At 37.8% G+C, this 3,077-nt stretch carries 4 protein-coding genes; 1 reads left to right on the top strand and 3 read right to left on the bottom strand.

Annotation, left to right across the window (positions count from 1 at the left end):
- Positions 1-68 precede the first annotated feature (68 nt).
- Entirely contained in the window at positions 69-239 is a 171-nt protein-coding gene (locus K737_RS10340) for a hypothetical protein (protein ID WP_162832641.1), read from the top strand.
- Positions 240-1,499: 1,260 nt separating this feature from the next.
- Here K737_RS10340 and K737_RS09945 read toward each other — a convergent pair.
- The 3 genes from K737_RS09945 to K737_RS09315 all read right to left on the bottom strand — a co-directional run.
- Entirely contained in the window at positions 1,500-1,643 is a 144-nt protein-coding gene (locus tag K737_RS09945) for a hypothetical protein (RefSeq protein ID WP_023491867.1), read from the bottom strand.
- A 272-nt stretch (positions 1,644-1,915) separates the two neighbouring features.
- Positions 1,916-2,509, bottom strand: coding sequence for a hypothetical protein (locus K737_RS02140; RefSeq protein ID WP_023491868.1), 594 nt, complete (start codon positions 2,507-2,509; stop codon positions 1,916-1,918).
- Positions 2,510-2,858: 349 nt separating this feature from the next.
- A partial coding sequence (locus K737_RS09315; RefSeq protein WP_023491869.1) for a transposase occupies positions 2,859-3,077 on the bottom strand: 219 nt, incomplete at its 5' end.

The raw sequence follows: 3,077 nt of genomic DNA on the forward strand, positions 1-3,077 counted from the left end.
ATAGCATCATTCACAAAGTGTTAAAACAAGTGTTACCCCCACAGGAGCCTCAGAAAAAATAGGTATAGATGGAGGGAAAAAAGATGCGCAAACAGCATAGTGGTGTTGATAGGCAAGGTAATCTGCTCCATATCACGGTTTATAAGTCCAATGACACAGGTGCTGGGTGCAGAGTTTTTGAAGAAGCGTTGCAAAAATATCCTACATTAAAGGGAGTGTGTGAGAACTCTATTGAATAAAACTATAGCAATCTCAGAGCGTATATCTCAAGGATGGGCCATACTTCCAAAGCGTTAGATCGTCGAAAGAACATAGGATAGCTAAATCCTTTTCGAAGGGCGTCTAAAGATTATGAAATTGCCATAGCGACTGCTGAAAACATAATTACAGCCCATTCCATGATCCTATTAAGAAGGATAGCTAAATCATGAATACAGGTTATTAGTTCAGGGCAGCAGTGATGATGGAATTTTCTGATGGGTTCATCTCTAAAATCGAGTTATTTTATGACACAAGCCTCTTTCAAGAAAAGCGAAGTGAGATTTTTGAAGGCGGTAATTAAGTGATGAAAAGTAAATTTGGCCTATTGTGCACAGTAATCTTCTTTTAAAGACGATATATTAAGGCCCGTGCTCAATTAAGTTGTTTAGAATTTAAAAGAGAGGTGTGTTAAATAAGACGTTATGGATTTCATGATAATCAGTGGGATAAGATAAATTATTTTTTGCCTGGAAAACAAGGAGATGTGCGTACAGCCAAGGACAATCGCCTGTTTTGGGCGATTTTTAAGCCTTGCACAGTCAAAAAGGCGTATGGAAAAGCGTTTTTGAAATCTTAGCCAGTGGCACTGAAAACGAGTACGCAATGAACGATCGTACCTCCCCATCAACACAGCGTTGGAGCTAAAAATAGATTGGGACCAAGAAGCCGTCTAAGCACCAAGATTAGTGCAATCTGCGATGCCCAAGGAAATCCCACCGGCAATCCCATCACTTGACAAAAAGTCAGGACCATGATCTGGGGGGGCGTTGATGGATCACCTCATGAATGCTTCGTGAGGAAATCGTATGGTGCCGATGAACGCAAGAACTTAAAGAAAAAGGACCTAAGGCTGTTATTCCCCCAAAAAGGAACTGTTTGGAGCCTTCATATGATGATAAATATAAATATTATTGGCCGTATCCTCAGTTGAGGACGAGCCTTAGTTCATACTTATTTTAGGGGTATGCAAGAGGTCTAGTAGTTTTGGCAACTGGTCATTCACAACGACTTACCTCGCAAGATATGCCAAACAGTTGGGAATGCGCCAGTAACGTATTGAGGCGCTTTGTTGGACGTAAGGTGCGGCATCAACCCGTCAAGGTCAGTCACTTCAGCACTATCTACTAAAAGGAATTATAGAAAGTTGGAAAGTATTTACTCTAACTCAGCTCTATTCATAGACGTTATAATCCAACCTAGTGAAACACAACAGATCTGCTTTTTACGGACAAAAATTCTCAAATCAGAATCTTAGTTAAATTGGTTAAACGAGCCACTTCTGCTTTGCTAATACCATAGAGAGAACCACTTTTTGCAAGAGTGGCATGCCCATTACACTCTACTTCATAGGCTGACTCCCAAACTTCTTTAGAATCAATCACCAAAAAATCTTCATTATCTTATAAAAGCAAATCTCAAAAAAATGAACTCCTCTAATTTACCTTAACTTCACCCGAAATTACTGTGAATAAAATAACTATTATCTTACCCACAGTACAACTTACTATTTTCTAAAATTTTTTAGTCCTACCATATCTTACATTTTTTTATGATATACTATAAAATTACTTAATTTTTTATAGACTCTTTTTATTTTAACTCTTTGTTTTTTCTCAGCAACTTAACTTAGAAACTGAGAGTTAAATTCTGCCACCTACTCTTCCATCACTTCTTGACTGATAGAAGTTCCTCCAGTTTTTCCCCTAACTTTTTTAGATCTTAACAGACCTTCACTTTCTTCATCTGCTCTGAAAGCCTCTGCACCTCTTGTACAAAACAGACCTTCACTTTCTTCACCTGCTCTGGAAGCCTCTGCACCTCTTGTACACAACAGACCTTCACTTTCTTCATCTGCTCTGAAAGCCTCTGCACCTCTTGTACAAAACAGACCTTCACTTTCTTCACCTGCTCTGGAAGCCTCTGCACCTCTTGTACACAACAGACCTTCACTTTCTTCATCTGCTCTGAAAGCCTCTGCACCTCTTGTACAAAACTGACCTTCACTTTCTTCATCTGCTCTGAAAATCTCTGTGCCTCTTGTAGGCAAAGGATCTTCAAACTTTACCTTTAACTGCCCCCTATTACTTTGAGATCTTTCCGAGACAGCATCTCTAGGAAGCGATGTGGGAACAAGCCCTTTAAATTTTTCACTTTTTCTAACTGCTAGCAACTTTGGACGATGCGCACACAAAGAAGCTGAAGTTTCAAGAAAAGCAACAAACAAAACAAAAATTTTTATTCCTTTCATGGAAACACTAATAAACCTTCACGCGAATATTCTATTTCATAAACAGAATTTTTGTCAACCAAAAAACGAAAATTGTTTAGATAATTCAATAACTTACATATTGGCACTGTTGCAGAAGAAATGCTTTGTCCAATTTGAGCTATTTAGATCATCATAAAATTAAAATCGGATATTGATTAGATAATTCAATAAATTATTAATGATGATAGGACAGATTCAGCAGTTCTTTTACTAATTTTTGGAAAATTAATTATTACTTGATCCAGAAGTTAATTAATATTTTTTTGCATACTCCCCCTCACTTTTTTTCAGGTAGTTTAAAAGATCGCTGAAATCAAAGAATAAGAGTTTATCTTTGATCCACCTGAGTCCCCTTGTGTTCTTGTGTAAGGGCCGTTATAGAAGCGTCTAAAATAGCAACAGCGACAATGGTCATAAGTTTGGAAAGTCTTCCCAAATCTTTCATAGGGGTATTTTCAAAGTTAACCCCTTGCGTTTTCATAGTTCTGAACAGCCGTTCAATATCCCATCTTTGTTTGTTTAGTACCCGGTCTTTATCTTGAGCAAA

It is taken from the genome of Holospora undulata HU1, from assembly GCF_000388175.3.
GTDB classification, from domain to species: Bacteria; Pseudomonadota; Alphaproteobacteria; order Holosporales; family Holosporaceae; genus Holospora; species Holospora undulata_A.